Source organism: Ktedonobacter racemifer DSM 44963, from assembly GCF_000178855.1.
Lineage (GTDB): Bacteria > Chloroflexota > Ktedonobacteria > Ktedonobacterales > Ktedonobacteraceae > Ktedonobacter > Ktedonobacter racemifer.
The window spans coordinates 277,050-302,748 of sequence record NZ_ADVG01000004.1 but is presented as its reverse complement, the minus strand read 5'-3'; the positions used below and the strand labels follow the sequence as shown (position 1 = coordinate 302,748).

The following is a 25,699-nucleotide window of genomic DNA, read 5'->3' as shown; positions in this document are numbered from 1 at the left end:
ATAACAGGTATAAAGCACAATGAGACCTGGCTACATTCTCCATTGTGACCCATCTGCGCTGTTTCGTTGCAAGCACGAGGCTTACGAGAGCGGACGTTGCACAACAATGGAGGCCAGGCTGACAGTGAGACACCCCCTTTTCTCCAGCCCCCGATCAGACTGCCCCCGAACGATGCGTCATGAGTGCCGATGGAGCCATGATTTCTCTGGGACGGAAAACTACCATTAGTGTTGCTCTCTCTGCTGCACCAACGAAGCTACCTGCTCTTGAATAGAGATATGTTCAGTTTGATTGTGCTTAATGCGAGCCTCTTTCACCTCGTCTAAATGCTCTTCCGCCCATTTGCGTAAAGCGGTGATTGGTTCAATCAATGTCTGACCCAAAGGGGTCAGAGAATACTCCACGTGAGGAGGGACAGCGGGGTAGACAACGCGTTGTACCAGCCCATTGCGCTCCATGTCACGAAGCGTCTGCGAGAGCATCTTTTTCGAGATACCGTCGATTTGAGTGAGTAACTGGCTAAAGCGCTTTGTGCTATCCTTATCCTCTAGGGCATACATGACCAAGGCTGTCCACTGATCCGCAATGAGGTGGAGCACCTGTCGCGAGGTACAGGTGGCTAAAAAGATATTTGAGTGTGGCTGCATCTTGTTGTGGGTAAGAAGTCATGCGCCAAAGGCGCACCACCCAGAATGAAAACGGGGTAGAGTGAGGGGGTGAAGGTCCTGGCGAAAGGACGGGCTTAGGTTAAGGCCATCGAGCTTGTTGTTGTTAAGATGTCCCAAGGTGCCTGGGTGAACCACCCTTTGTCGCTCGCTATCCGAAGCACGCAGAAGAAAATACGCAGAAATGGCACCTCGCAAGGAACCTTCGAGAAGCGTTGAAATGTGAGAAAGAAAGCAAAGGAGGAAACGCCATGGAAGTGCTTTATCCACGCTGCTGTGGGATTGACGTCCATGATGACTTCGTTGTGGCTTGTTTCAGCCGGGTAGAGCGGGGACAACGGAAGAAAGAATTGCAACGCTTTCGGGCAGTGACAAGGGATCTGATCGCCCTGCGAAATTGGCTCCTGGAAAGAGGCTGTACCCACGTGGCCATGGAGTCAACGGGTGTCTACACGCCTCCCCCAATGTTACCAAGGGAGTGCTAGACTGGGAGTATACAAGAGAGATCCTGCGAGTCCACCTTCGCGCTCACACTGGAGACCAGCCTCAAGCTCCACCTCACAGCCCAGCATCGTCTCACGAAGGCTCCTATCCACAGGGTCGGGGAGCGTCCCATGTCCAAGGTGTTGTATTGCCCCAACAAAGCGCTGGAGGTAACGGCGATGTTTGAGCCCCATCGACTTCAACACGAGTTCCTCCAGGCTGCCTATGCGTCTCTGGTTCCTTTGTCTCGAAGATGCCTCACCATCGTGCAGCAACCAGTTCCCATTCCATGGAACGGGAGCCGAAGTCTCCCCATTACCGAGAAAGGAGTGAGCCATGAATGAGATGCAAGTCGCCCTTTACGCCCGTGTGTCTTCCGAGCAACAAGCAGAAGCTAAAACCATTGAGAGCCAACTGGCGGACATCCATGCGAGGATCATTGCCGATGGCTTTGATCTCTCCACGATTCTCGAGTTTGTCGATGCTGGCTACAGTGGCTCGACGCTGCTCCGACCAGCGCTGGAGCGTTTACGCGATGTGGCAGCGGCGGGAGGAATGGACCGATTGTATATCCATTGCCCTGACCGTTTCGCTCGCAACTATGCCTACCAGGTCTTACTGGTCGAAGAGCTCAGCCAACGGGGTGTCGAAGTCATCTTCCTGAATCGACCGCTTGGGCAGACGCCGGAAGATCAGTTGTTGTTGCAAGTACAAGGCGTGATTGCCGAGTATGAGCGGGCAAAATTTCTCGAACGCAGCCGACGGGGCAAGCGCCATGCTGCTCAAGAGGGACGGGTTAGTATCCTCTGTCATGCGCCCTATGGGTACCGATATGTGCATAAACAGGAAGGAGGCGGAGAAGCTCGCTTTGAAATTGTGTTTGAGGAAGCTCGTATCGTGCAACAGGTGTATACGTGGGTGGGGCAGGAACGTTGCACAATCAATGAAGTGTGTCGTCGTCTTCACCAAGCTGGTATCCGTACGCAGACCGGCAAAGAACACTGGGATCACAAGACCATTTGGGATATGTTGAAAAATCCCGCCTACAAAGGGGAAGCGGCCTTTGGCAAAACCCGCTGGCGCCCTGTTGGGCCGCGTTTGCGGGCTCCACGAGGCAGGCCGGAGCAATCCCGGCGTGGATACGCAGGAAACGATGCACCCAAGGACGAGTGGATTCCTATCCCTGTGCCTGCGCTGGTCGCTTCTGCCTTGTTTGATGCCGTGCAAGAACAATTGGAAGAGAATCGGCAGCGAGCACGCATTCCTGCGAAAGGCTCTCGCTACTTGTTGCAGGGCTTGCTCATCTGTGCGAAGTGTGGGTATGCGTATTGTGGACGAACCAACGATGAGCGTAACGCGTATTATCGCTGTGGGGGAGCAATGAACGTCCCGCGACAGGGCTTCGAGCGCGTGTGTTGGAACAAGGAGGTACGCATGGACCAAGCCGATGCTGCGGTCTGGCAAGAGGTCTGCCAACTGCTGGAGGACCCAGACCGGCTAGAGCAGGAATATCGGCAACGGCTGCAACCGCAACAGACGCCTAGTGAGCAGGAAAGTCTGGAAGCTCAGATGGGCAAGCTCCGCCGAGGAATGGCACGCCTCATTGATAGCTATGCTGACAGGGCTTGTGAATTATTGCTGAGCGACGCTCCTGGGAAGCAAGAAGCGAAAAGCAAGATGAGGATGAGAAGCAAAGTGGCGTCTGGTCGCAGCAATCTGAGAAGACCCTTGACGATGAATAAGGGTGATCGCCAAATTGCGGAACGTTGCCAGGATCTGAGGTGCCTGCCCAGAGCGCAAGCGAGAACGATCCTCACCAAAGGTCATATCGCGGACATAATGGGAGGAGTTCTCGATACTCCAGTGTCCCCGTACTAATGCAAGTAAGCGCTGGGGGCTGGCCTCAAGAGCAGTCAAAGGCGTGATGAGATAGACCACTTCGTGGCTGGTTTTTCCCGTTTTGCGAACCGTGACGGTTCGTGTCAGTTCGGCCACTTGCTCGATGAGTGGCCAGTCAGCCAGGTAGGAATTCATTTCGGTGCTCACACGGATAGAACGCTTTTCAATCCGTCCTCGATGCTGATCAAGCGTGGAGTCTTGCGCAAAAGAAGCATGTGGATCGGCGAAATAGGCGGTGAGATCTGCGTAGAGGGTCGGCTGATTGTTTTTGACGGTGAGAACGGTTTTGCCACCCAAGGCATCCACGCACCTCATGAAATCCTTCTGCGTGTGCAAAGCGTCTGCGGTGAAGACGCGTCCATCGACAGGCAAGCAGGGCAAGAGGGCCTGTGCGACTGGGATTTCATTCGTCTTCTCGGAAACGGCAACTTGCAGCAGTGTTTCCTGGCTGTGATGTGTGCGAAAGGAGAGCAGATGGGGAGCAGAATGTTTGTCCGATCTTCCCCCACGAACCGTCTTGCCATCTAAGGCAATGGGATCATCGAGGGTGGCTTGCAGAGTCCGACGTATCCAGTCCGCCAGGGCGCACTCGATCTGTTCGGCATCCAGGCGCGGGAGGAGTTTGCGGTAGAGTGAATCACTGGGGCACAGGAAGCGACGTGGTCCGAAGAGTCGGATGAGCAGAAGACGTTGATCACGACACCACTCTGCAACTGCCAGGGTCGAGTCACAATTGCAGAGGAAGCCCGCTACCAGGCAGGTCAGCACGTACGCCAATTCATAGCGCAATCCATGCTTGGAACGGGGATCTGGGATGGTGGCAAACACTTCGTACAAACTCAGCAATGGTTGCTTTTCCAATAACTGGTGGCGAGCATCACTCGTCAGTGAAGGCAAGGTCAGTGACAATGCAGTAGAATAAGACATCGGAGGCTCCTTCTTCTCGATAGATCGGTTTGGAATGTCTATCGTAGCAGATCTTGGAGTCTCCTGCTCTCAGCAATAATTCACAAGCCCTGGCTATGCTGATGGGTTGATTGACAAACAGGAATTTGAGCCGAGAGTGATGCGCATGCGTGAACGGCTCCAGCACTTTGATGAGCAGCTGCAACGTCTCAAAGAAGAAGCCGAGGTGGAAGAGGAGGTGCGTTTGATTTTGGGACGTCTGGAAACCTTTGCCGCCAAAGTCAAAGACGGGCTACAAGACGCTGATTTTCAGATGCGCCGGGAGATTATTCGTGCTCTGGTCAAACGGATTGAGGTTGATGAGCAGCAGATCCGCGTTGTTTTCCGTGTGAGCCCGATATCTCCTGCTTCCTCTGCTGACGGGGCCTCCCCCAATTGGCAACATTGGGGGAGGCGTGTACTGGCGTCCGGTGTATGATCGGCTCTTTGGCTTCTTCGAGTTGACGGTGGCGAATGCCCAGCATATGAAGGCGGTTCCAGGACGCAAAACTGATAAACAGGATGCGGAATGGATTGCTGACTTGTTGCAACACGGCCTGCTCAAGAACAGTTTTGTGCCGCATCGTGAGCAGCAAGACCTGCGCGGCTTGACGCGATTGCGCACGACGCTTGTCCAGGAACGGGCTCGGTTAGTCAATCGACTCCACAAGACCCTCCAAGAGGCCAATATCAAGTTGAGCGGCATCTTGAGCGATATCGTGGGGGTTTCCGGCAAAGCGATCTTGCATGCCTTGGCGGCAGGAGAGACTGATGGTCATCGGTTAGCTCGCCTTGCTCATCCCAGCGTACGATGTTCCCACGATCAATTGGCGGATGCGCTGGAGAGTGAGATCGGAGAACATCATCAGTTCTTACTCCAAGAGCTGCTGACCTTGATTGAAGGGTTGGATCGCTCAATCACCCATTTGGAGCACAAGATTGAAGAGCGGTTGCAGCCTTTTGAGAAGACACTTGAGCGTCTTGAGGGGATCGCCGGAGTCAGTCGGCTGGTTTTGCAGGTCCTGTTTGCTGAGGTGGGAACAGATATGAGTCGCTTTCCCGACGATGCTCATCTGGCTTCATGGGCAGGGATGGTGCGCTGTATCACGCGCTTGAATATCCCTGGCGCAGCCAGGAAGAACTCGAAAGGAGGTTCTTGGGTCAATGGCTGACCCAGCGTTGAAAGACAACGGGGACTGTAGCATGCCACTGAAAGCGGGAGAACACCTGAAGACGCTTAAGGAACCGTCCCGCAAGACCCGTGCAATATGGTGAGAGCTAGACTGCTCAAAATCTAATTCCCAATTGGTGTACGCCCACACCCACCGCTACAGCGCCTAAGAGCGATGTCGCCTCATGGAGTGAACCCAGATTCCGACACTCCACCTTTCGTGGGGCGAGATGAGAGACAGCGAGTCTCTTGAAGGGAATGAGTGGATCACCTACGTTGTGCTCGTACGTATTCAAGCGACGGAATGCAGGATTGTCTACGGGTGGAGACACCTATGATAACGGAGTTCCCGTAGTAGTGCGCCCATGTGGCACAAGAATCTCTCTCACCCGTCGGGGTGGGTCCACTGAAGCAGTGTGGATAAACCAGCAACTTACTTTCGCTCGAAAGAGTCGAGGGGACCGTAGCATGTTGTATCAAAGGCGAGTGAAGTCCCAGTACCAGGGGCCAGAGGCTCGTCAGGTAAGTCGTGTATGGTGAAGACTGATTGTCTGAAGCCCAGTCAAGGCGGAACCGGGGCAGCCCACAGGAAACGGTACTAGCGCCTGTGTTCGACGTTGCCGGGAACGGTACTACTTCCCGACAAAGCTTCCGTCGGAGCCTACCCGTAAGGAACGGGAAAAGACGTAAAGGACACCTGGAGCACGAACTGAGATTCTTGGAGGCAACTTGGGGTTGCCCTAACCACCGCGAGGTGTATGGGTACAGAGGGACCGAAGTAGTCGCGGAAGTCACGCCCCGCCGGGGCCTGTGAGAAAGACACAGACAGGGCGAAGGGTCCCAGGAACTCGTCTCAGCGGCAGAGGTTGGCCTGGATGGGCCACACGATCTTTGCGCAACGAGGCAAAGGGTTCTGGAGAGCTACAGTGCCATGAAAGTGGCCCGCTGGGTTCGGGAAGAGACCGTTGGAAAAGGGCTGAGTCCAGGAAACCACCTGAAACATCAGGCAGGTCAGGACAGCATCAGTACCTCGCTGGCGGTCTACTTCATGTCAGAGGCAGGGAAAACCTGCTGCAAGGCAAAGGGGAACAGGTGATGTGATAGTGAAAACAGGGAGGTGCGCGAGATGCGCTCAGCCGAAACTGTACTCAGTATCATTCGAGAACGTGGTAAACGAGGATTGCCACTGGAAGACATTTATCGACAGTTCTACAATCCAGAGCTGTACTTGATGGCCTATGGACGCCTCTATGCGAATAAAGGTGCTCTAACCCCAGGATCGACCCCTGAAACGGTAGACAGGATGTCGCTGGCCAAAATCGAGCAACTCATCGACGACCTTCGACATGAACGGTATCGCTGGACACCAGTTCGGCGCACCTACGTCGCCAAAAAGAATGGGAGACTGCGTGCCCTGGGCTTGCCCACCTGGAGTGACAAGCTCTTACAGGAGGTGATCCGCCTCATCCTTGAGGCGTATTACGAGCCGCAATTCAGCTCCTTCTCTCATGGGTTCCGTCCTGGTCGAGGCTGTCACACTGCCTTAACTAGCATCACAGACAACTGGAGTGGAACGAAATGGTTCATCGAGGGCGATATATCCCAATACTTTGACACGATCGATCATACTGTGTTACTGACCATTTTGGGAGAAAAGCTCAAAGACAACCGTTTCTTGAGATTGCTATCAAACCTCCTCCGGGCAGGATATTTGGAGGATTGGAAATACCACCGAACCCTTTCCGGAAGCCCGCAGGGCGGGGTGGTCTCACCAATACTCAGCAATATCTACCTGGACAAGTTTGATGCCTTTGTCGAGCAAGTGCTCATTCCAGAATATACACGGGGAGCCAAAAGACGACCCAATCTGCACTACGAAGCATTGAGAGCACAGGCCAATCGCAGGAAACGCGCGGGAAAACGAAAAGAAGCGCAACGGCTCTGGACACAAGTTCAACACCTGCCTTCCAGAGACCCACACGATCCTGACTACCGGCGCCTCAAATATGTCCGATATGCAGATGACACGTTGTTTGGCTTCATCGGACCAAAAGCAGAGGCTGAGGAAATCAAAGGAAAGATAGCCAACTGGTTGAGAGAGAATCTGAAGCTCTCCCTGTCTCTGGAGAAAACGTTGATTACCAACGCAAGCTCAGATATGGCTCACTTCCTCGGCTATGAAATCGTCGCCCAACGTGCCAACGAGAAGCACAACTCCCAATCGGGATATCGGACCGTCAATGGCAAGATGGGATTACGAGTTCCTGCCGAGGTCATCCAAAAGCGATGCACCAGATACATGCGCAAGGGAGTTCCTGCGCATCGTAATGAACTGATCCAAGATGATGATTACACCATCATCAATCGTTATCAGGCCGAATACCGGAGTCTGATTCAATACTATGTGCTGGCAATCAATGTAAGCTGGTTTCACCAACTTCATTGGGTCATGCAAGCCTCACTCCTCAGGACACTCGCCCGGAAACATCGGACAAGCCTGAAAGCCATGGCCGAAAAATTCCGAGCGACAACAGAGACTCCTTACGAAAGACTGTCCTGTTTAGAGATAGTTGTTGAACGAGCAAACGGAAAGAAGCCCTTGGTAGCACAGTTCGGAGGCATACCGCTGAGACGGCAAGAAAAGGCAATCCTGACCGATCTCGATCCAATCTACTCTCAACAGCGAGGCCGCGACCGCAATGAACTCATCAAACGACTTCTTGCGGAGAAATGTGAACTCTGTGGTTCGCACACGAACATAGAAGTCCATCACATTCGCAAGCTGGCCGACCTCAGAGAAAAAGGAAGGAAAGAGAAGCCTCGGTGGGGGAAGAAAATGGCCCAAAGAAGGCGAAAAACCCTCATCGTTTGCGCCAACTGCCATGAGAACATCCATCGAGGGGACGGAAAACCACAAACGCGAAAGACATCACTGGAGAGCGGAGTGCGGTGAAAATCGCACGCTCCGTTCGGCGGGGGCCAGGCGAAAAAGGAGTTACCAAACTACCTCGTCGGCTGGCTACCCGACTGTCCAAGTCAACACGAAAGTGCAGGCAAGCGGCTCAGTGGTCGGACACGCAAAGGCAATCGCTGGCTGCGAGCCGCGTTGATTCAGGCGGCGCATGCAGCAGGCCGCACCCAGACGTACTTGGGCGAACAATATCGACGGATCAGCAAACGGCGCGGCAAGAAGCGGGCAGCAGTAGCAGTCGAGCATAGTATTCTCGTCATTTACTATCACATGATGCTCACCGGAGAGCATTACCAGGAAAAGGGAGTGGAATTCTTCCGGCAGAGAGACAAACAACAACATGAGCGTCGTCTGATCCAACGGCTAGAGCACATGGGCTATCAGGTCATCTTACAACCACGCCCGGCGGATTAAGAACTGCAGATAGCTGAACAAGAAAAGCTGGCGGAGGGGATGAGGGGGAGTGTTGTGCCTTTTTGGCTGGGTTTTCAGAAGAACCTAAGCAAAGAAGCCACCTTATAGGGTGCAAAGAATGATATAGGAGCTTGATTTGAACTGAAAAATCAGTTAGGAACGTAAGCGAAGCCATCCTCAGTAAGATGGCTTCGCTCCATTTTTGAGATGTCCACCGAGTGGCAAGCTTTCTATACAGCAGCTCCAGCTTCTGGATACGTTCCTTGAGCCGGGCAATTTGCGCATCCTTGTGTAAATCCCAAAATTCTGCGGGAGATTTCTGTTCAATTAAGCAGGAGGGTCGGAGGGTTTCGATGTCTTTTTTGTCTCTCTGATATACCGATACAACGTCGAGCGAGAGATCCCTAATGTGGAACAAATATCATCAATGGAGTGATTTGTATCTTCAACAAGGTGAAGTGCCAGAGCAATCTTCCCATCGGTCGAAAGCTTGAACCGCTTACTCACCAGGATAATTGTTGGATTTTCGTCATGATAATGTTAAAATTTACCAGGCACGCTGTACGCCTGAGTATTCGGCATACTGGACTTCACGCTGTACTTCTGAAAGTAGTGATAGCTCAACTGATCACGGTAAATTGGCGCTTTCAGCAGCTTATTCAAGTCCTCCCGCAATTTGAACAAATCCATGTAAACGCTTTTTTTTGGAACTGCTGTAACTCAAGAAGAAACTCGCGCAAACGGATAAGTGCGGGCAAGGCCCAATACACCTTACTTGAGTGCGGATCGCGAAGCACCTCTTCTTCATGCATTACAAGTTCTTCAACCCCCTTCTCTATTAGCCCAGAGAGCTCATGCTCTGCTAAAGAAAGATCATACCTCTGTACTTGCTGCCGCTCAATCTGAAATAGAAAATCAAAATGCTGGTTTCTGCCCTGCTTACTCTTTCGTTCTCCATCATACCTTTCTACAGCCCAAGCAGATCGCTGATCTGCTCGGCGTACTTGTTCGTCCCGCGCTCCAGTTGTTTGTCATAAATCTGAGTCGTGACGGGACTGCTATGCATCAGCATACCCTGGCGCTCTTCAAGCATCGCCCCCGCTTGCTTCGCAAGTTTATTGAATGTGTAGCGGGCTGTATGCGTTCGACTGACATCCAGGTACTTCCGAAAATATTGCGAATTGCTTGGTACTCGGGGTAGAGTTGTGGAATAGGCGGCTGGCGAGAGTACCGATGGCTCGGCCATTTTCCACAGTTCTACCCCCACTTCATCAGACACCAAGGCCCACCCCAATGCAGCGATCTCTCACACTTCCCATCCTCATGCTCAAGCGCTCCACCCCATATGTAGGCGCGACGCTTCAGCGAGCGCTGACTCACCCCGCACCGGAGCATACCCAACGCGCCCACGCCCGCCACCATATGCCCACCCTTATTCATTCAGTTGACACTTCCGTTAAGAGGCATCTTCCCACTGCATCTCTCTCCAGAGAGACATTGCATTCTGGCGGCGAAGATCGGTAAGGCGCCCCATCTTTCCCCGATAGTAGGTTAGCGGCATACCTTCTATAGCCTGAGCACTCTGGACTTCGGCAAGAAACACCGAGTGCGTCCCACCCGTAATCTCTTCGGTCACACGGCATTCTATGGTAGCCAATGCATCACTTAGGAGAGGCGCGCCAAGTTCTCCATACCAGAACCTCATGCCGCTAAACTTGTTTGGCTGAGACTGGGCGAACTCCTGAGCTTCCTTGCTTTGATGCTCCTGTAAGATGTTTACTGCGAAGACTTGAGATTGGGCAATAGCCTTGTGGGTATTGGACGCCTTATTGACACAGATGAGCAGCATAGGCGGATTGCGTGATAGCGAAGAGACGGCATTCGCCGTGAGGCCATAGTCTATCCCTTCGTGTCGCGTGGTAATAATCGTGACACCACTGGCAAAGTGGCTCATGACGCTCCGAAAGCGCTCTGGATCCACCAGACCGCTATGTTGTTGCGCCGCACTCTCGGTAGAGAGTCCCATTTGTCTTCCTCCTGGATTGGTGAAAGGCATGGATGCAAAGTGTCCACGCCCTATGCTAGCTCACCCACAGTCGGCACTGGATACCAACCGTGGGTGCGTGCGCGTAGCCATTCCCCCCTTTCAGAACACGCTCGCTCAGAGGAAGGAAGGCTCATATGAACAGGCTAGATGTTGACTGTGTTGGGTTCCAGGCCACAGCGGATGCGCCCATAGAGTTCGAGATTGGTGTTCGGATGCATCATGCCTTGCAGGTTCGCTGCCTGAATATCTCGTTCGATACGCTGCATGGGTACGTGACTATAGATCGAAGATCCTCCACTGGCTGTGTTGAGGATGTCGATGGCCTCCTTTGCCAGCCGGGCGACCATCGCGGTGTCCATACGCACACGGGCACGTTCTTCAAGTGTCCAGGTGTCATCGCTCTCTGCCTTCGTATCCACTAGCGTTGCCGCTCGAGATGAATGAAAATCAGCTTCGTCGATCTTCATTGTCGCCTCGGCTACTTGCAAGTGCGTGATTGGGGCCTCAGCCTGCCTAGCATAGTTGGTATAGGCAATGCCCCGCTCTGGGAGCCGCTGGAAGAAGTTTGCCATGGCGGCCTTCGCCAGGCCCAGTGGAACCCCGCTAGCGGCAGCAGCAATGGCCGGGACCATGGGACTCCGATAGATTGGCACTCCTGCATTCTGTTTGGAGGCGGACTGCCCCTGAAGTATAGAGAGAGCCGGGAGCATGCGTTCCGCGGGCACAAAGACCTTCCTGGCGACACTGCTGACGCTGCCTGTGCCCTTGAGGCCCGCTGTATTCCAATCGTCAACGACCTCCAGTTCCTTCGTTGGGATGAGCGCGACGAGTGGTGTCGGGGTCCCTTCTGGAGTGGTGGACATTGCCGCCATCAAGCTCCATTGGCTGTGCAACGAGCCGGAATGGAAGTGCCATTTGCCGCTTATGGTGAAGCCACCATCCTGGTACTCTGCCTTGCCAGTTGGACTCAGAGTTCCGCTCACGCGCACATCGGGGGTCGCGAACACCTCATTCTGAACGGCATCAGGAAACATACCAACCAACCATGTGTTGCCAGCCAACACCCAGGCCACCCACGCGGTCGAGCCATCTCCTTGCCCAAGTTCCGCAAGCACCTCGACCAGAGTGCGCGTGTCGCTTTCATAGCCGCCATAGCGTTGAGGCATACGTAACCTGAAGAGCCCAGCCTGTCTCAGCGCCTCGATGGACTCGTCATGAATACGTCGATGCTCCTCGTTCCAGTGAGCATGTTCCTGAAGTACGGGTATTATCTCTGAGGCGCGGCGTACGAGTTCTGATCTAGTGGGTATGTGGGTGGCTTGCATGCTATTCTCCTTAAATCTTGCCATATTACTGTCCTCTAAACAGGTTATCGTGAGAGTAAGTCTGAAGTCGAACCAACTAGGGTCACGTTATTCACCGAAGGAGACACTTCAGGCTGGCTTTCGGTAAGCGCTGCTTGAAAGGCCGCGAAGGCCTTCAGCCCTGTGAAAGCCCTCCCCGCCTCCTCATTCGCGCATATTAGCAAATGAGTGAAGGTTTTCCCGTCCTCCTGCACAAAGACGCTGTACTGGATATCATCTCGATGCAAGGCTTGTAGCTCCTCTATCACCTGGCTGACATGCTTTTTGTTCTGTGTCGCGTATTCCGCTTTCACGGTGTACATAGCGTGTGCGATGGTCATAATGCGTTATTCCCTCTTTGCAGCAAGAAAGCATGTGCTCTCTGCTCTATTCCTGACATTGATGCTCAATAGGTATATCAAAGTTCGCTCAGGGGAAGCCATGTTTTCCATCAACTCTGTCGAATGGCCCCTCGTTGTGATATACACTTATGAGACAGCGGCGAAGGGAAAAACTGTGCGGTCTGCCTGGAGAGATTTTTTGGCCTCATACACAGATACAGCAGATAGGTGCGAGAGGCTGATACTATTCTGACCTGCGAGGAACCATGGATAGTAGTGACAAGCGTATGGTATAGAGAATACTTGTAGCGAGAGCGCACAGTTTTGCTCTTCACTACAGTCTCATAAGTATGGACCTGAGTGCCTCCAGGGGAGTTGCAATCCTCATTCGGGGGCACAGTGGGTGTTCGCTTAAGAAAGAAGTCAGTACCCTACGGCTAAAGCCGAGGGCTTGGAGTTGTGTCTGAACTCCACCGCAATTCAGCATACCTTTTCAGGCGTGCGGCTTTGGCTTCATCGTCCGACACATCAGGGCGTACTGACAAGAGGCCCGTTCCTATCCAGTCTTGCCGGATAAGAAGCGTTCGCATCGCAATGTTTCTTGCACCAACCAGATCGGCATGGAGCGTGTACTGACAATTCTGACAGACGAAGAGCAATCCTTTGTTGGGTCTATTCTCTTTGCAGGTGTGCCCACATTTGGGGCAGGCCTGCGAGGTATAGTTGGCATCGACCTTGATTGCCATACTTCGATGTAAGAGCGCTTTATAGGCAATCATGCTATGCAACTCAGCGAAGGACCATTTGGAGAAGGTACGATTGGCTTTTCGCTGTTTTGCATTTTTGCCTTTGCGTCGTTTGGTACGCTCTCGAATGTCTGTCAGATGCTCCAGTCCAATCAAGCTTTGAGGGTGCTGTAGGACAATCCGCTTACTCACGACATGATTGGTATTCTGCTTCAACCGTCTCTCTCGTCCACTGATGGCAACGAGCCTTCTTGTCGCTGAACGAGTGCCTTTCTTTTGCAGACGTTTTCTCAGTCGTGCGTAGTGGTTTGCCTTGGGGACAATCTGTTTGCCTGAATGGAAGGTGCAATCCCCTTGCATCGTCGCCGTGACGGCAAGGTATCGCATCCCCACATCCACGCCAACGACTTGCTTGTGCGTTTCAGGTGTAGGATCAGCCGTCTCAATTTCAAGAGAGACAAGGAGGTAAAATTGTTTCTTGGGCTTGTCATACCAGAGTTTCGATGCACCAATCTCCGCTCCACGCTGGATCAATGCCACATGCTTATTGTAGCCAGTATAGGGCACGATAACACGTCCCTCAAGGGTCAGGATGCTCACCTGCTGCTCTTTCTTGAAGGTGTAGTCTTTCTTGTACTGATAGGTCAACGTGGGGGAGATGAACTTGGGAGCCTTATCAAGCCCTTTGTAGCGTTTCTTGGTCTTCCCTTCCTTACGATGAACAGCATTGTTCTTGACCTTTGTCCAGAGGGTTTTATACGAGGCACCAACTTGGCGAGGAACAGAACAGGCCATTTGCGAAGGCAGATGAAAACGGAGGCGGATCTCTTCGTAGGTGGCATCTTGCAAACGAACAGCATTGCTCATCTTGCCATGCGCAAAGGCGTACTGGCTCACATAATTGAGAGAATCCCGATACGCCAGTTGCGTTGTACGTAATGCCTTGAATTGCTCGGGCGTTGTATTCAATTTGAGTTTCGCTGTTACTACCGTTTGCATACGCTAAATTATACCATAGTTTTCATCTGACTGTCAACAATACATGAGCAGATGAGAGAATGTCTACGGCGTATTCCACCCAAGCCACCTCCAAAGGAACGCCGCATTCCTCCCCATGCCTGAAAGGGCAGGGGCATCCTGCGGCGTTTTGGGTGAATGTGACTCGACACGGTCGATGATCTTATTGATAATGAACCAGACCCGGAGGAATTGAGGAAGCATATGGTATCTGAACAGAGGAAAGCTGACGCGGGAGGCCGCGTCACAAATCGCGTCGATTCGCTAGCAATAGCGAGCTATAAGGGCCAGGGACAATCTGATATCGGCTCCTTGATCGAACCATATCGCAGAGAGTTGCTGTTGCACTGTTATCGCCTCATGGGTTCGCTGCACGATGCAGAGGATATGGTGCAAGAAAGCATGCTGCGTGCCTGGCGACACTTCGACACATTCAAAGGCCGAGCGTCGCTGCGCACCTGGCTCTATACAATTGCGACCAATGCCTGCCTTGACGCCCTCAAGAAGCGCTCCTCACGCCCGCTGCCGGTTGCTATCTCTGCCGAGGCGGATTCACGCATCCCTATCGCGAACCCTTCTGCTGAAGCGGATTGGCTTGAGCCTCTTCCTGATACCTGGCTGGTTGAGGCAACGGAGAATCCAGAAGCGCGTTATAGCAGACGCGAAAGCGTCTCGCTGGCATTTCTTACCGCCCTTCAGTTGCTACCACCTCGCCAACGGGCGATCTTACTACTCAGTGACGTGCTGGACTGGCGCGCGAGTGAGGTTGCGCACCTGCTTGATCTCTCAGTATCAGCCGTCAATAGTGCCTTGCACCGCGCCCGTGTCACGCTTGAGCGGAGCTATCATACAGATAAGCGAGAGACGACGCTGGCACAGCGCACTGATGCGGCGACGAACGCGTTGCTCTCCCGCTATATGCATGCATGGGAGACGGACGATGTTTCCGGGCTTGTAGCCCTCCTGAAAGAAGACGCGATATTGAGTATGCCACCTGTTCCTTCCTGGTATCGAGGGCGAGAAGCCATTCGAACTATTCTTCTTGTCGCACCATTTGGACCTGGAATGCAGAGCAGATGGCGTCTGTTCCCAACGCGTGCCAATGCACAACCAGCATTTATCCTGTACGCCGCTGACAAAGCGAAAGGGGCTTATCGAGCTTTCGGAGTCCAGGTTGTCGCCCTCGATGGCTCGCGACCTCCTGGCCAGATCGCCGAAGTGACGATCTTCCACGGCTCATCGCTCGTCACCTCCTTCGGATTCCCGCTTCAATTGCCCCAATAAATGCAGCGTCCTTGCTTGCCTTATGGAATCAAGAGTGCTTTCTGTACAAAAAGAGTGGAAGACAACGACAAGCCGTCGTGTTGTCTTCCACTCTTTTTATCCTCGATCTATAAGCGTTGCTCCTCAAGCGTGAGTTTGACAGGGATATTGCTGCGCGTGGCATTGGAATAGGGGCAGACCTGATGGGCAAGTTCAAGGAGTTTTTCGCCGGTGGCTGCCTCGACTCCAGTCAGAGAGACACGCAGTTCGACTTCGAGTCCAAATCCCCCCTGCCCATTGGGTCCAATACCCACGCGAGAGGTGATGGTGGACTGACTTGCATCCACCTGTTCACGTTGGGCGACTCGTAGCAGAGCCGACTGGAAGCAGGCTGCGTACCCGACGGCGAAGAGTTGTTCGGGATTGGTGCCCTCACCTGACCCATCTATCTCTGTTGGAGGGCTTAACTTTACGGTCAGGTTGCCATCTGAGGAGCGAGCCTCCCCCTCTCGCCCACCGTGTACTGTTGCTTCAGCTGTATAGAGAACTTTCATCGGTTGTGTTGCAAGAATGAGGGCGCGATGGTAAACTCTTCTTTATTTGAGGCGTAGCCGAGGAGTACCCTTGATGAGTCATCAGCATTCGTTCAAGTGGCGTCACTTTCAGCCCGACATGATTCTCCTCTGTGTGCGCTGGTACCTACGGTACGCGCTCAGTTATCGCGACCTGGAAGAGCTAATGCTCGAACGGGGTCTGCGTATTGATCACACGACGATCTATCGCTGGGTGCAGCGGTATGCGCCGGAACTGGAAAAACGCTGCCGACCGTATCTCAAAGCATGCAACAACTCCTGGCGCGTTGATGAGACCTATCTTAAGATCAAAAAAGCCTGGGTCTCTCTACCGAGCCGTCGATTCCGAAGGGAACACACTGGAGTTTAGCTTGAGCCCGACGCGCGATGCCGAGGCAGCGAAACGCTTCTTCCTGAAAGCACTCGCCTCGACTGCTCGTTCAGTTCCTCTGGCATGCCCGGTCGCTGAGCAGGTGACTCAGCCCATAGCTCTGACTGACGTCACAACCATCACGTCAGCCCCTCGTGTGATCAATGTCGACAAGAACGCGGCCTATCCCAAAGCCATTGGTGAGCTCAAATCCGCTGGAGCGCTGCCTCAGCACGTGGAGTTGAGACAGGTGAAATATCTCAATAATCTCATCGAACAAGATCATCGCTTCATCAAGCGGTTGACGAAGCCGGGGATGGGCTTCTTTTCCTTCGAGACAGCTTGGCGAACCGTACAAGGCTTCGAGGTGATAAACATGATTCGGAAAGGGCAACTACAAGGCGTGAACAAAGGAGATGTGCGAGGCCAGAATGCCTTCATTGCCAGGTTCTTTGGAGTGGTCGCTTAAACGACACTAGGAAAGAACTTCATTCTTCTTTTGATTTCTTCATAATTCTTGCAACACAACCCCAAGAAACCGTATGCCGATCTGGGCGCTGATTATTTTGACCAACGGGATCGGGGACGGATCGAACGTCACCATATTCACCGCCTTGAACAACTCGGTTACGTGCGCCGTTTCACGCGGGAGAATATCGCTTGCAGAGCAAGCTAGAACACGAGGAGAAGTTCTAGGGTCAATGGCTTACCTAACGTCGAAAGGCGGAGGGAACAGCAGCATGCCATGAGGTCCATCAAAGGACGAACGTGTTGTAGCCCAAGGATGGAAAGACCCGCACGAATGGATGAAGACTGAATTGTTTGAATGCAAGTCCTCAAGTGGGCAGAGTTGACCTGGTCGGAAGAACACGTGATGACGACTATCCTTCTCTACGGAGCATCGTGTAGCCGTGCTTCGTACTCCTCGGAGGAGGAACGCTCTGTAATAAGCAGAGAAAAGAGGACGAAATGCACATCCCCATCGTGCTAGAACGTATTCTCCCGACGGAAGGCGGGATGACCTGTGGGCGGAGACGCCTATGGTCACGGAACTCCAATAGTAGTCGCAGGAGTAACGACCTGCCAGGAAGGTTGGGAAAGCCAACCGTAGGGCGAAGTGGAGTAAGGGGAAGAGTGGGGGAGGCAGAGGGTCTCGAATGAGACAGGTTCAAAGCCACCAAAGCCTATGACATCACTCGAAACTGGAAAGCTGGATGCCTGGGAACAGGCACGTCCGGTTTGGCGGAGGGGCCGACAGAAAAGGGCGATTGCACCTCGCTGGCGGCCTACTCTACACCGTTGTCTCATGCCAAAGGAGGCAGCTTAACTGCTCATTCTGCATGAGACAACGGCTTCAGACGGAGACGAAGAGGAATCCAATACGATCAGGATTCCTTTGGGTCCCTTTGGCCAGTTTCCAGATCTGGTGCTGGGCCCACAAGAGAGATTTTCGGAGGAATCCGCACGGATTTTGAGGAGAATGTGGGAAAATCAGCGCGAAACAGAGGAATTGACCATTCAGCGTCTGGAGAAACCGCCTCCCATCTCTGCGTATCAGCAAGAAATGCTGGAAATCCCTTGCCCGCGAGTGCTGCTTCGTGGAGGTTGAGTGGTCTCTGGTCCTTCTTTAGGGGTCCCGACAGCATTTCCCCGAGAGATTTGCGCAGATGGCGCGAGCGGGCTGGAAAGAAGTCCTGATGTGTTCCGCTTAGGTTGGGTTCCTGGTTGATGGTGAGAATCTTCGCGAACCCCCTCTGTCCACAGAGCAGGCAGCACACCCTGCTCTGGCGAGACCGCTAGCCAGAGCAGGCGATCCGGCTGATTTTTCCAGGGCTGGAGCCGGGTCGAGGATTTGAGCAAGATAGGAGAAGTTTTGTTCTTTCTCTGCCAGTAGAATAGATGTACTTGCAAATTGCAAGAAGATTTCTGCTCCCCATGAGTCATCCCGAATGCAAGAGGGAGAGGAAAGAAGGAAACACTTATGAACACACGTGATCAACACAATTTCATCACTGGCAGCGACACCTCTGCGCTGCCTGCGGTGGTCGACTGGGCCACCTGGCAGGCGGAACTGGACAAGCTGCTGGTTCGGGAAAAGGCGCACACCCGCGAAGGGGATGCGATCGCGGCGGCTCGAAGGCTTCTGCCGATGGTGGAGGTGGACCCCACCATCCAGCTTGTCGGCCCGCACGGACCGATCACGCTGCTGGAGGTCTTCGAGAGCCGAAGGCTGCTGATCGCCTACTTTCATATGTGGCACACCGGTCAATCCGCCAGCGCCCAGTGCGAGGGCTGCACCTTCTTCATCGGCCAGGTTCGCGAGCTGTCCTACCTGCATTCCCGCGGCGTCACCTACGCCACGTTCTGTCAAGGCCCGTACGAGGAGAGCGTCCGTTACCGCGACTTTATGGGGTGGGACGTCCCGTGGTACTCGGCGCAAGACGCAGCCTCCGCCCTGCTCGCCGGGCGCGGGTTCGGCATGCTGGTGTGCTACCTGCGGCACGGCGACCGCGTGTTCGAGACGTACTGGACCACCGGGCGCGGCGTGGAGCCAATGGCCCCTACCTACGGACTGTTGGACATGACCGTGTACGGCCGGCAGGAGACCTGGGAAGACTCGCCCGCCGGCTGGCCGCAACGGTGGGAAAACACCGGCGAACAGTTCCGCACGGACGGACGTCCCACCGCCCAATGGTCCCGGCTTGCGGCCGGCCGCTCCGATGACCTCGGCACCAGGGCCACCGCCACCACCCCTCACTGCTGCCAAAACCAGTCGTGAGACTTTTTGATCAGCACCGACGCGGCGGTGGCGTGCAGCGCGGCGGTCAGACGCTGGTGAGAAGCATGAACCTATCCCGATTTTGCTTCCTCATGTACACCGCCTGTTTTGCCCCCTCTAACCACAACTTTTTCCGAAGATCCGAAGTTTTTAATAGAAGGAAGTTTTTAATAGATGGAATGCCGAGTTCGAGATATCCCTCTCTCTTATGAATCCCATGGATCTGGCTTGCCCATTCTTTTGCTTCATGGATATTCGGCCGATCATCGTCTCATGAAAGGCTGTATGGAGCCGCTATTCGCACATCGGCCAGGCTGGCAACGTATCTATCTTGATCTGCCCGGGATGGGGCAGACGCCTGGCAACGAACACATTAAGAGTACTGATGATATGCTCGATGTTGTGATCGACTTTCTTGACACAGTCATCGGTGGAGAGCCGTTTCTGCTCGCGGGAGAATCCTATGGAGGATATCTCAGCCGAGGAGTGCTCCAGCGCAAATTCGATCAGGTGGCAGGAATGGCGCTCATCTGTCCTGTCATTGTTGGAGATCGAAGTCAGCGGGATCTCCCTCCGCGCACGGTAATCGTCGAGGATCCCTCTTTGTTGGCGTCCCTGAGTGAGAGAGATGCAGAAGAATTCGGCTCTGGGGCTGTCGTACAGGATGCCTACACCTGGCAACGTTCTCGAGACGAGGTTCTCTCGGGAGTCAGGATAGCAGATGAGGCCTTTCTTGAACGGATCAGCCAACAGTATAGTTACTCGTTTGACGTGGATGCCCTTCCGCACCCTTTCACCAAGCCGGTGGTGATGCTCGTCGGCAGGCAAGATCATGTCACAGGCTATCGAGACGCCTGGCGCATTCTGGAAAACTATCCTCGCGCCACTTTCGCCGTGCTGGATCGCGCAGGCCACAATTTGCAGATTGAGCAGCCTCAGCTCTTCAATGCGTTGATAGATGAATGGTTGGACCGAGTGCAAGAGTCCTTGAAGCAACCAGCGCATCCCAAGGTTTCTCTCCAGGCCAAACGAGCATAACTCAACTTCGTATCTCGGTTCGCAGATGCTGGAGGATCAGATGTCCAGAATCACACGCGCTGCCCCTCATCTGGAAGCGGAAGCCATCAAGAGGCGAGTCAGAGAGGATCCAGGGGTCAGCGCATCTAAAAGTGAAATGTGTACGGTAAGGAGTTTTCGGTCAAAACTGGATAGGCTACTGCTCGTTTGTGACGAAAATACTCGTTTTCTGGTGAACAACTCGGCGTAGTATCAACTTTCTGCAACAAGCGTTCTCCGACGAGGGGGGACGTTCGTGTACCGTTTTTCAGTTTGTTACCAACTTGCGGATGGCTTAGCGTACAGTTTTCACAAAATGATGTGATGACCCCATCCACGTCCATGGGTGCGCCTTCGCTGGCTCATTATCTACAACGCGTTAGTCGATCCACGAGAAGCGACCGAGATCGCCGCACATACTGGGGCAACGGTTTCCATGGTTCACCAGGTGATTTCCAGCTACAATCGGCTGGGAATCAGCGCCGTGGAGACTCCAAGCAAGGGAGGTCGCCGTCGCCAATATCTGAGCCTGGAAGAAGAGCGAGCCTTTCTCGCGCCCTTTTTCGATCAGCCGGTCGCTCCGATGACCTCGGCACCAGGGCCACCGCCACCACCCCTCACTGCTGCCAAAACCAGTCGTGAGACTTTTGATCAGCACCGACGCGGCGGTGGCGTGCAGCGCGGCGGCCAGACGCTGGTGAGAAGCATGAACCTATCCCGAAATGAGCGAAGAGGCCATCGTCGAGGAGTTGATTGAGATCGCGTTGCGACAATAGTCCCACCAGCTCCTCCACCATTCTGAGCCTGTACACCAGCATCCTGAATCGGAATTTGTTGTGGATACCAGAGATGGCAGATTGCTCCATCCACAATAAATTCCGATTTTGCTTCCTCTTGTACACCGCCTGTTTTGCCCCCTCTAACCACAACTTTTTCCGAAGATCCGAATCATTCCAGGCATTTCAAACAGCACTTGCTGAAAGTTATCCCGAAGTGCGATCCTCCACGGCGACACGATTGGCATTGATTGGAATGAAGCCACTCATGTGTGCGGCAAACAATATTACCGAGGGGGAATATGATCGCCTGCTTGCCCAGGCGTATCTTGAGTTCGAAGAGTACAAGAGTTCTCTGCAACTCACGATCATCTATGCCCAAAAGCGTGCATGACTCTTATCCACGAGCGATCCGCGAGGCGCTTGGTAGCGAGGTTCTCCATCGTTGTAACCTTTACTTGAACAACCGCCTGGAACAAGATCATCGTGGCATCAAGCAGCGTTATTATCCGATGCGTGGATGTGGAAGCTTTGCGTCGGCCTCACGCTTCTGCAGAGCGTTTGATGAGGTACACCAATGTTTCCGGTTTCGTCTCACTCTACAGCAACACGTTTCTCTTGCCGATCAACGCCACTTGTTTTGCCAACGATTGGATACCTTGAAGACGATGGTTCTGCGCGCCTAACAGGAAACGAGTGGCTTCTCTTCAGGCGCTTTGCTGTCATCTGTATCCTCAGTTCTGACGTATCCCCATATTCGGCTTCAAGGATGTCCTTTTGGGATTGTGCCTGTTCGTCGTATGTATAGAAGATCACAGATGGCGGTCTTCACGACAACATCTCACATCACGAGAAAGGAGAAAATATGAATATCCTATCAGCCTGGATTCCCTTGAACTGGATTCCCTAAGGAACACGCCAAGCTTGGGTGATTTCAATCATTCGTGGCCCTGACAGCGTCCATGCCGTCAGGGTTATCTCTGCCTAAAGACCAGGGGAAAGCATGATGAGGCTGTGTGCCAATTCTTGCGTTCTCCCCTTGGTTTTAGGGCAAAGAAATTCATGGAGCCAAGAGTCTGCCATCTTGACGGAAATGGGAAACCTTGGCAAAAGCCTACCATCCACGTATGGTGAAGAGGACGAAGAAGAAAGCTTAAAGTTATGGCGACAGAAATTAGGTGATGGATTTCCAGTACATAAAAATGGAAAGGGCAAAAATGTATTTCATAAAACTGTATATTTTTTAGGGAAAGTATCTCATTTGACATTTAGACTAAGTGATTCTACCAGGACTTCTGGAAAAGTGCTGTAAGCGAGAAAAAAGGGACTGAAAGATCAGCTATATGGTCACGATGGAACAAGGTAAGGCCATCCATTGTCACTCCTTCCCAGACGAGCACTAAGATAAGCATGGGGTGATCCATATGATGGCAGACTGTGTAGAGACGATGTATGCGCAAGAAGAGCAAGATTGGAGAAGTTTTTCCTCTCTATCTCTGCTCGATTGCTTCTTGTCGAGCACAGACGTGCCAATTTCTCTCCCGACTGGACGAGGGCATGACTCATATATGCCCATAGGCCCAGTTTCTGATCTAATAGAGAACAAAGGAAAAGAGGTATAGGTATGATTAATGGGATAATCGCGACGGTGTTGTTCGTACAAGATCTGGCCGAATGTACAATCTTTTATCGAGATATACTTGGGCTCCAGCTGCAAGAGAGTGATTCCGTTTCTGCCGGTTTCCGTATGGAAGATCGGTACTTGCTCCTGCTGGAGGTCTCAGCCGCCGCAGACCTGATAAGCTCGGAAGTCGATGCACTGAAACTCAAGGGAGGGCCACGAATGCTTCTGGCTGCTAGTGTTGAGGATGTTGATGCCGCATATGAGGTGCTCAAGGCAAAAGGAGTCACGTTCCTCCGGCCTCCAACTAACCAGCCTTGGGGGCTGCGCACGGCGCACTTTGTCGATCCCGAAGGTAACCTCTGGGAGATTAACCAATCTATTGAATCGAAGACAGAAGGATAAATGAAAATACTTGGGCTGCGTTCAGCGCTTTATGGAGATTACTTTCAGAACGACTGCGCTATGGTTTGTCAATGCACAAACAGCCAAGGCTCCTGGCCCAGAAAGAGTTGCTAAAGTGGTGGTCAAGGCTGCTGCCGCTCAGAAACCAATATGACAGGCCCTGAGTCCTTGACAATGACAGAGATTGCCGAGCAGATCACTCGGGCGGTCGAGAGAAACATCCGCTATGTAAACCTCACTTCGGCGGAAAGAAGACAGGCTCTTTTAGCAAGAGGAGGAATATCTGCCTATTTCGCTGACGCCCTCGATGAGCAGACAGCGAGCGTCTGAAATGCTCTGAATCACGGATCTGCCTCGACGCACACAAGGCATTTGGGATTGTGCCGACTATATTCGCCGAGTTTGCGCGCCGGAACGCAGCCGTATTCCGTGGCGAGCTGGCATAATCTTGAGAGAGGGTGCGTCGCACATTGGAAGTTGCGATCCGGAATGTGCATGAAAAAACGCCGTGATTCACATCAATGGAGACCGGTGTCTGGCTCATCGAGCCTCAACCTGACAACATTGTCTGAGACAAGAAAGGATTTATGAAAAGTGACCAGAAACGATTATCAAAGCTATCCACTCGTTGATACTGCCGTGGGAACCCGACTGCTGCTCGGCTTCATCGCCGACGCTACAGCCATCCAACGGCGTTTACCTCCCCCCTGGAGGATTGCGTCCCTGCCGGCTTTCGAGGCAGTGGGGTTACCAACAGAGTACCAGCCCAACCTGTTACTCGCTTTCCATCACCTGCTGTTGGACCAGGATCCTCAGGGACAAACACTCACTGATGCTGGCTCTCGTTTCCTCGTGTTGGATATTCCGGCATGCCATCCAGACAGTGGTGAACGTGGCCTGGTCCACTTTCAAATGTTCACCGGCGGAGCCATCCCTGGTCGCTACCGTGACGCTCTGCCAGCGCAGGTGACGCATGACTATCATGTCGTGGAAGATAGTGCTTCCACGAGCACGAGAGAAGCCTATCAGGTACAACCGGAGGCTGGGGGTCTGATCGAGGTGCAATTGACCTCTCATAGGGGACCGCTTCTGCGCCAGACAGCATCCTCCCCGAACTTCCCCTTGTGGGCAGCAGCCGATCCAACCATCATACGCATCTATCAGGAAGATAGCGTGATGGAACTCCTGCGTAATGACTTCACGGGTTTCAACCGCGTCCAGGATCTGACTCTACGTGTGACGGTGCCAGCCCTGGCGGATCTCTTCGATGGCAACGAGCGACTCGTCGCCATCATCGGTAACCCACATTATATGAGGAGAGTGTTCTCGCCACGTAGCGAAACGGCTTCCCGCGAATAAGCGCTGTACTGACAGAAGATTCTGACGAGTCTGGGCATAAGCGCACTTCGGTTCTTGAAATGCCACCGGTCAGGATGAGATGGGTCACCTTGATCGATTCGACTTCAGACCAACTCTAATTATGATACTATGTCCTGTTGTGCGTATGTACTGACGTAAGAAAAGGAATGTCTTATGATTCTTGTGACTGGAGCAACTGGATTGAGCGGATCTGCTGTGATCCGCGAGTTCGCCCGACAAAAAGCACCAGTACGCGCGCTGGTTAGGAACCGCGCGATTGCACAAGCCTTCGCGACATCGCTCACAGTGGAGGTTGTAGAAGGAGATATGCTTCGGCCTGAGACACTTGGCGCTGCGCTACGCGACGTAGACCGTGTCCTCATGATCTCTTCAGCCAGTAAACGGATGGTGCAGACGCAATGCACATTCATCGACAGTGCCCGCGAGGCGGGCGTCCGCCACATCGTCAAGTTTTCCGGCAAGGAATCGAGCATTGGCTTCAACCCAAGTCACTTTCGCTCTACATGGGAGCACGAGCACATCGAGGACTACCTCGAACACTCCGGGCTGGCATGGACACATCTACGCCCCAGCCAATTCATGCAGTTTTACCTCCCACCAGCGCCGACGGCGGTGAATGTGGCCAAAGGTGCGCTCTTGCTCCCCATGGAGAATGCCAGGCTCTCACCCGTTGACGTTGAGGACATCGCGAAAGTCGCTTTTGCGTTGCTTCACAGTGAAGGACATGAGAGCAAGAACTATGACATGACGGGACCCGAGGCCCTAACGATGACGGAGGTAGTAGAGCGGATCGCTCAGGCAATTGGCAAACCCTTCCGCTATGTCAATATCCCGCTGGAGGAAACGAGGCAGGCGTGGTTGGCGGCAGGAATTCCCTCCGAGCGTATTGACACCATCAGCGAAGTGCTCAGTGAGCGCAGCAGATGCGTTGAATCGAGAGTCTTCCTCGACACACACAAGGCGTTTGGGGTTCGCCCTACAACGTTCGCCGAGTTTGCGCGCCGGAATGCGGCTGTGTTTCGTGGGGAATCGGTGCCATTATAATACCGGGACCGCGTCGATGGTATTGTCAACTTAAAAATTTTTGTTGATGAGCTTTCACCACTCCTGCGCTATTTTCGCCAAGATTCTCCTGAATATCAGGTCAGAGATAGGGAGTTCTCCCCACTTTGGGGCTGTTTTTCGCATGTAAGCTCTACAATTTTGGCTAAGTTGACAATACCAAATGAACAGTATGACAAAGTATATCGTTTCTTCATCACCTCTGAACGTTCCATGGAAAAACACAACACGTATCCAGGGAAATATCGTTGAAGAGATTATCCGACTCAAACAAGAACTTGGACAGGAAATTCGCCTTGCTGGCAACGCTACCCTAGGTGTGCTATTCCCTGGAACAGAATATTACAGCTGAGTGACGACCAGGACTCGATG

24 protein-coding genes and 3 pseudogenes are annotated in these 25,699 nt (G+C 53.1%); 18 read left to right on the top strand and 9 right to left on the bottom strand.

Annotated elements, in window-relative coordinates:
* Positions 1-225: 225 nt before the first annotated feature.
* Positions 226-648 (bottom strand): winged helix-turn-helix transcriptional regulator, encoded by a 423-nt coding sequence (locus KRAC_RS42875; protein WP_007918156.1) that lies wholly within the window; start codon positions 646-648, stop codon positions 226-228.
* Between the two features lie 269 nt (positions 649-917).
* On the opposite strand from KRAC_RS42875, the gene KRAC_RS72555 reads away from it, so the two are divergent.
* The 3 genes and pseudogenes from KRAC_RS72555 to KRAC_RS42865 all read left to right on the top strand — a co-directional run.
* Positions 918-1,151 carry a hypothetical protein gene (locus KRAC_RS72555; protein ID WP_007918155.1) on the top strand — a complete coding sequence of 78 codons (234 nt, stop codon included), beginning with the start codon at positions 918-920 and terminating at the stop codon, positions 1,149-1,151.
* A gap of 129 nt (positions 1,152-1,280) precedes the next feature.
* Positions 1,281-1,493 (top strand): hypothetical protein, encoded by a 213-nt coding sequence (locus KRAC_RS72550; protein ID WP_007918154.1) that lies wholly within the window; start codon positions 1,281-1,283, stop codon positions 1,491-1,493.
* A pseudogene (locus KRAC_RS42865) lies at positions 1,486-2,607 on the top strand (recombinase family protein); the annotation flags it as partial. The gene KRAC_RS72550 and the pseudogene KRAC_RS42865, both read left to right, overlap by 8 nt.
* A gap of 174 nt (positions 2,608-2,781) precedes the next feature.
* Here KRAC_RS42865 and KRAC_RS77110 read toward each other — a convergent pair.
* Complete coding sequence (locus KRAC_RS77110; RefSeq protein WP_007912830.1) at positions 2,782-3,975, bottom strand: ISAs1 family transposase; 1,194 nt, start codon at positions 3,973-3,975, stop codon at positions 2,782-2,784.
* Positions 3,976-4,120: 145 nt separating this feature from the next.
* Between KRAC_RS77110 and KRAC_RS42855 the strand changes: the two genes are divergently transcribed.
* The 5 genes from KRAC_RS42855 (at position 4,121) to KRAC_RS42840 (ending at position 8,549) form a co-directional block, all read left to right on the top strand.
* The gene (locus KRAC_RS42855; protein WP_169461019.1) at positions 4,121-4,432 is read left to right on the top strand and encodes a hypothetical protein; all 312 of its coding nucleotides are present in this window, start codon (positions 4,121-4,123) and stop codon (positions 4,430-4,432) included.
* Positions 4,410-5,165: an IS110 family RNA-guided transposase gene (locus KRAC_RS42850; RefSeq protein ID WP_157507828.1), complete on the top strand. Its 756-nt coding sequence runs from the start codon at positions 4,410-4,412 to the stop codon at positions 5,163-5,165. Before KRAC_RS42855 ends, KRAC_RS42850 begins: the two co-directional genes overlap by 23 nt.
* Positions 5,166-6,095: 930 nt before the next feature.
* The gene (locus KRAC_RS74070; protein WP_007918151.1) at positions 6,096-6,260 is read left to right on the top strand and encodes a hypothetical protein; all 165 of its coding nucleotides are present in this window, start codon (positions 6,096-6,098) and stop codon (positions 6,258-6,260) included.
* Positions 6,261-6,290: 30 nt separating this feature from the next.
* Entirely contained in the window at positions 6,291-8,117 is a 1,827-nt protein-coding gene (locus KRAC_RS42845; RefSeq protein WP_007918149.1) for a reverse transcriptase/maturase family protein, read from the top strand.
* Between the two features lie 153 nt (positions 8,118-8,270).
* The gene (locus KRAC_RS42840; RefSeq protein WP_052569112.1) at positions 8,271-8,549 is read left to right on the top strand and encodes a hypothetical protein; all 279 of its coding nucleotides are present in this window, start codon (positions 8,271-8,273) and stop codon (positions 8,547-8,549) included.
* 327 nt (positions 8,550-8,876) lie between these two features.
* Here the strand turns inward: KRAC_RS42840 and KRAC_RS67560 are convergent, their stop codons facing one another.
* From KRAC_RS67560 to KRAC_RS42815, 6 genes are all read right to left on the bottom strand, one after another.
* Complete coding sequence (locus tag KRAC_RS67560; RefSeq protein ID WP_244422502.1) at positions 8,877-9,056, bottom strand: helix-turn-helix domain-containing protein; 180 nt, start codon at positions 9,054-9,056, stop codon at positions 8,877-8,879.
* A 460-nt stretch (positions 9,057-9,516) separates the two neighbouring features.
* On the bottom strand, positions 9,517-9,828 hold the full coding sequence (locus KRAC_RS42835; RefSeq protein ID WP_157507826.1) for a hypothetical protein: 312 nt from the start codon (positions 9,826-9,828) through the stop codon (positions 9,517-9,519).
* Between the two features lie 177 nt (positions 9,829-10,005).
* Positions 10,006-10,575 (bottom strand): flavin reductase family protein, encoded by a 570-nt coding sequence (locus KRAC_RS42830; RefSeq protein ID WP_007918140.1) that lies wholly within the window; start codon positions 10,573-10,575, stop codon positions 10,006-10,008.
* Between the two features lie 164 nt (positions 10,576-10,739).
* Entirely contained in the window at positions 10,740-11,921 is a 1,182-nt protein-coding gene (locus KRAC_RS42825; protein ID WP_007918138.1) for an acyl-CoA dehydrogenase family protein, read from the bottom strand.
* Between the two features lie 44 nt (positions 11,922-11,965).
* Complete coding sequence (locus KRAC_RS42820) at positions 11,966-12,280, bottom strand: hypothetical protein (RefSeq protein ID WP_007918136.1); 315 nt, start codon at positions 12,278-12,280, stop codon at positions 11,966-11,968.
* Between the two features lie 437 nt (positions 12,281-12,717).
* Complete coding sequence (locus KRAC_RS42815) at positions 12,718-14,025, bottom strand: RNA-guided endonuclease InsQ/TnpB family protein (RefSeq protein WP_007918135.1); 1,308 nt, start codon at positions 14,023-14,025, stop codon at positions 12,718-12,720.
* A gap of 222 nt (positions 14,026-14,247) precedes the next feature.
* On the opposite strand from KRAC_RS42815, the gene KRAC_RS42810 reads away from it, so the two are divergent.
* Complete coding sequence (locus tag KRAC_RS42810; protein WP_007918133.1) at positions 14,248-15,327, top strand: sigma-70 family RNA polymerase sigma factor; 1,080 nt, start codon at positions 14,248-14,250, stop codon at positions 15,325-15,327.
* A gap of 107 nt (positions 15,328-15,434) precedes the next feature.
* Here KRAC_RS42810 and KRAC_RS42805 read toward each other — a convergent pair whose 3' ends face one another.
* Complete coding sequence (locus KRAC_RS42805) at positions 15,435-15,860, bottom strand: organic hydroperoxide resistance protein (RefSeq protein ID WP_007918130.1); 426 nt, start codon at positions 15,858-15,860, stop codon at positions 15,435-15,437.
* 73 nt (positions 15,861-15,933) lie between these two features.
* Here KRAC_RS42805 and KRAC_RS42800 point away from each other — a divergent pair.
* The 9 genes and pseudogenes from KRAC_RS42800 to KRAC_RS42760 all read left to right on the top strand — a co-directional run bounded on the left by KRAC_RS42800 (position 15,934) and on the right by KRAC_RS42760 (position 25,309).
* Positions 15,934-16,717 (top strand): annotated as a pseudogene (locus tag KRAC_RS42800) (IS6 family transposase).
* A 1,512-nt stretch (positions 16,718-18,229) separates the two neighbouring features.
* Positions 18,230-19,027 carry a DUF899 family protein gene (locus KRAC_RS42795; RefSeq protein ID WP_007918127.1) on the top strand — a complete coding sequence of 266 codons (798 nt, stop codon included), beginning with the start codon at positions 18,230-18,232 and terminating at the stop codon, positions 19,025-19,027.
* A 174-nt stretch (positions 19,028-19,201) separates the two neighbouring features.
* Entirely contained in the window at positions 19,202-20,065 is an 864-nt protein-coding gene (locus KRAC_RS42790; RefSeq protein WP_007918126.1) for an alpha/beta fold hydrolase, read from the top strand.
* Between the two features lie 364 nt (positions 20,066-20,429).
* Positions 20,430-20,840: a hypothetical protein gene (locus KRAC_RS42785; RefSeq protein WP_040447034.1), complete on the top strand. Its 411-nt coding sequence runs from the start codon at positions 20,430-20,432 to the stop codon at positions 20,838-20,840.
* A 287-nt stretch (positions 20,841-21,127) separates the two neighbouring features.
* Complete coding sequence (locus KRAC_RS78735) at positions 21,128-21,253, top strand: hypothetical protein (RefSeq protein WP_274532182.1); 126 nt, start codon at positions 21,128-21,130, stop codon at positions 21,251-21,253.
* Positions 21,249-21,545: pseudogene (locus KRAC_RS42780) on the top strand (DDE-type integrase/transposase/recombinase); the annotation flags it as partial. The gene KRAC_RS78735 and the pseudogene KRAC_RS42780, both read left to right, overlap by 5 nt.
* A 938-nt stretch (positions 21,546-22,483) precedes the next feature.
* Positions 22,484-22,885, top strand: coding sequence for a VOC family protein (locus KRAC_RS42775; RefSeq protein WP_007918123.1), 402 nt, complete (start codon positions 22,484-22,486; stop codon positions 22,883-22,885).
* Between the two features lie 594 nt (positions 22,886-23,479).
* Positions 23,480-24,244 carry a hypothetical protein gene (locus KRAC_RS42765; protein ID WP_007918122.1) on the top strand — a complete coding sequence of 255 codons (765 nt, stop codon included), beginning with the start codon at positions 23,480-23,482 and terminating at the stop codon, positions 24,242-24,244.
* 174 nt (positions 24,245-24,418) lie between these two features.
* The gene (locus KRAC_RS42760; RefSeq protein WP_007918121.1) at positions 24,419-25,309 is read left to right on the top strand and encodes an SDR family oxidoreductase; all 891 of its coding nucleotides are present in this window, start codon (positions 24,419-24,421) and stop codon (positions 25,307-25,309) included.
* Positions 25,310-25,699 lie beyond the last annotated feature (390 nt).